Origin of the sequence: uncultured Holdemanella sp., assembly GCF_958348295.1 — a bacterium.
Classification (GTDB): Bacteria; Bacillota_I; Bacilli_A; order Erysipelotrichales; family Erysipelotrichaceae; genus Holdemanella.
In genome coordinates, this window is the sequence record NZ_CATVYQ010000090.1 from 1 (window position 1) to 3,376 (window position 3,376).

Below are 3,376 nucleotides of genomic sequence, written 5' to 3' on the forward strand. Positions count from 1 at the left end.
CAATGTCTGTAATACATTCATCAAAGGAAGCATAATTGAAATCAAAACAAATCCTACCAATAATGATAGACTCGCAATCATAGTTGGTTCTAAACGATTTAAAAAACTTGAAAGCATTCTCTCTAGATCATCTTTATAGTGTTTAGATAACGTCTTTAGCACTTCATCCTGATATCCACTTTCATCTGCTGCCATCAATAAAGCGCCATAACCTTGATCATATACCCCCTCATTTACTAGGGCCTTTGAAAGACTCTCACCTTCTAACATACGTTCTTTCACATGAACAACTTTATCTTTTAAAAGAGGATAATCAATCGATTGTAAGATAACTTCTACCGCATCAATCAAAGAATATCCACTCGACACAAACAAGGAAAGAATATATGTAAATTTTGTCATTTCAGTTTGATAGCTCAATTTTGAAAAGAAAGGTAATTTTGTAATCCAAGCCTTATTCGGACTCTTTTTATATAAAACATATAAAATAATGCCACAAACAAGAATAGTCAATAAAATAAAAAAACCAATATAGCTTAGAATTCGAGCTGTATTCATTAGTGATAATGACATCGACATTTGTCTTAAAATATTTTCAAAGATAGGAAACACTTTAAATATCAATGCCGCCACAATCACAAACATCATTAATATCAATACAAAAGGATATGTGATTGCATCTTGAATTTGATAATTTAACTTTTTTTGTCTTTCATAATATATACTTAATTCTTTAAGAACCACATCTAGATTCCCGATACTTTGCCCTACAACAACCATTTGAATCATATACTCATCAAAATCATTCGACTGTTTTAGTGCATCCACAAAAGAAGTCCCATCCTGCATTATATCAATCAATTTTTTGGCACATCGACTGATATTTGCATCAAATCCAGTTAACATTTTTAATCCTTCTTCAATTTGTAGTCCATTCGATATAGCTAAAGCCAATTCACTAGTAAAAATAAATTTTTCTTTATTCGATAACATACGTACGCCTCCTAATAGTGATACACTTCATCATATTTTCCTTCATAGTCCGAATTTTTTGAATCCGAAAATGTTGGATCTACAAGATTCCACTTTTCCTTATCAAAATAAATTTTTGGATTGATCCATCCTTTATCTTTTAAATAGATTTCAACCCAAGCATGATATTCTATATCTGTCCATCCAACAATTACTTTAGCAGGAATCCCCTGAATCCTGCATAAAGCAGCTAAACTTGCCGCATAGTCAAAACAAATTCCTTTTCCACTCTGTAAAGAACCATCAATATCTGGTAAAACAAACGTTTCACTTACATCTTTCGCCTTTTGATCATCATAATCCAATGTATCCACTACGTATTTAAATAAATGTGCTATACGAGTTAGATTATCATGATCATTTTTTACAAGTTCAAAAGACTTTTTATACACATATGAATTTACAGTATAATCAACTATTTGGTTTGGATACAAATATGGAACAAGATTGTTTGACAAATGAACATCTATCGTACTAGAAGCACATATTGCGTATCTTGTTCCTTCTATTTGCTGCAATATTTTAATTGTATAACTTCCATTCTCCATATTTACAGGGAACGTTGTAAAATCAGTCGTCTTTAAATCATAATTATATTTTTTGTCATCCTTTGAAATCTGTAGTTTGATTCCCGAAGTTTCTTGAAGTAACCTAGCACAAATATATCCATCATTTGCGTGTGTTAGATCCACTTCAGCTAGACTACCATCACTCAAAACACTCAGTTCTTCCTGGCTAGGCCATAAAACTTCAGCTTCCGTTTGCGAAGGGCTTTCTTCACATTTTGTGGGGTATTTTGTAGAATCTTGACATCCACATAGAAGGCAAAATGCCATCAAGATATAAACTACATTTTTTATTATCCTATACTTTCTCATACTACACTTATAATACACCTATTTCTTATGAATCAAATCATTAAATGCATCAATCGACAAAGGACGACTATAATAATATCCTTGTCCCACATTGGCACCTAGACATCTTATAAATTCATCATCCCTGCTTGATTCAACACCTTCAACGACAACACGTATATTTGATTTTTTCGCAATGTTGATAATTCCTTCTAAAATCCATTTTGTTTTTTTGTTTTCTAAGTCCGAATCTATATGCAAGAAAATACGATCAATTTTTAATTCATCAATAGTAAGTTTCGATAGGACATTTAAAGATGAGTATCCACTACCAAAATCATCTAGAGATACAGAAAAGCCTAATTTTTTCACTTCCAAAAGAATTTGATTAAACAATTTAAAATCTTCAATAACTGTACTCTCTAAGACCTCTAAAGTGATATAGGAAGCCGATACATCGTACTCCTTTAACAAGGACTTTAATTCTGAAATATAATTTTCATGATAAAAAACAATTTTTGATTGATTCACTGAAATATTGACTGGTTGAATTCCCATATCAATCCATTTACGTATTTGTTGAATGGCTTTTCTTAACATGTAAAAGTCTAGTTTTGAACAAAACAGATTCTTTTCAAAAATCCCTACAAAACTTGATGGAGGAAGATAGGTTCCATCCTCTAATTTCCATCGAACCAAAGCTTCGGCAGAAACAACTAAATTCGAATCTAAATCAACCTTAGGCTGCAATACCATTTCGAAACAATTTGAATCCAAAGCTTGTTGCATATTAGATTCAACAAAATTTTCAAACTCTTTTTTCTTATGCACTTCTTCATCAAAAAAACAAATATTTTCAGAAGCCATTTCCTTCGACTGAGCTAAGGCAAACATAACATTTGTAAGCATTTGTTCAAATGAATATTTTTCTTGTCTTGCACCATTACAAATAACACCACAACAAAATTCATATTCATAACAAAAATCTTTTGTATTTTGACGAATACTATTAAATATCGCATGAATACGATTTGAAACCTTATTTTCAGCCGTATCCATCAATAACATGTAGAAAACATCGGCACTATCTCGACAAATAATTTCATTCTTTTTAAGCATTGGCTTTATACAAGTTACAATGCGACACAAAAATTCATCCGACTTATCTCTTCCTAAAATTTCATTCATAAATTTAAATCGACGCATATTTAAAGATACCAGTGAATAATCATTATTTTTATGGGCATACATACTTACAAGTTGTGTAAATCGATTGAAAGAGACTGCACCTGTTAAATGGTCCGTATAAGCTAACTTTTCCATTTCATCATCGTTTCTTACCATCATTCTATATGCGATCCACAATAAAAGAATGACTACAATCACAAATAACATCAAAACATAATTTGTAGTACGCGACATCACATATAAAGGATAATTTAATGATTTAGCTGAATTTACATAACATAAATACCAACCTTGAATCC

3 protein-coding genes are annotated in these 3,376 nt (G+C 31.2%); all 3 read right to left on the reverse strand.

What is annotated here, in order from left to right; translation table 11 throughout:
• Positions 1 to 993: type II secretion system F family protein (locus Q3907_RS10590; protein ID WP_301898245.1), on the reverse strand; the 993-nt coding region annotated here is incomplete at its 3' end.
• A gap of 11 nt (positions 994 to 1,004) precedes the next feature.
• Positions 1,005 to 1,868 (reverse strand): transglutaminase domain-containing protein, encoded by an 864-nt coding sequence (locus Q3907_RS10595; protein WP_301898246.1) that lies wholly within the window; start codon positions 1,866 to 1,868, stop codon positions 1,005 to 1,007.
• Positions 1,869 to 1,928: 60 nt separating this feature from the next.
• The coding region (locus Q3907_RS10600; protein WP_301898247.1) for a GGDEF domain-containing phosphodiesterase at positions 1,929 to 3,376 on the reverse strand (1,448 nt) is incomplete at its 5' end.

Coding starts and splice junctions, on each gene's coding strand:
- Q3907_RS10595 (WP_301898246.1), bottom strand. CDS start 1,868: ATGGCATTTTGCCTTCTATGTGGATGTCAAGATTCTACAAAATACCCC.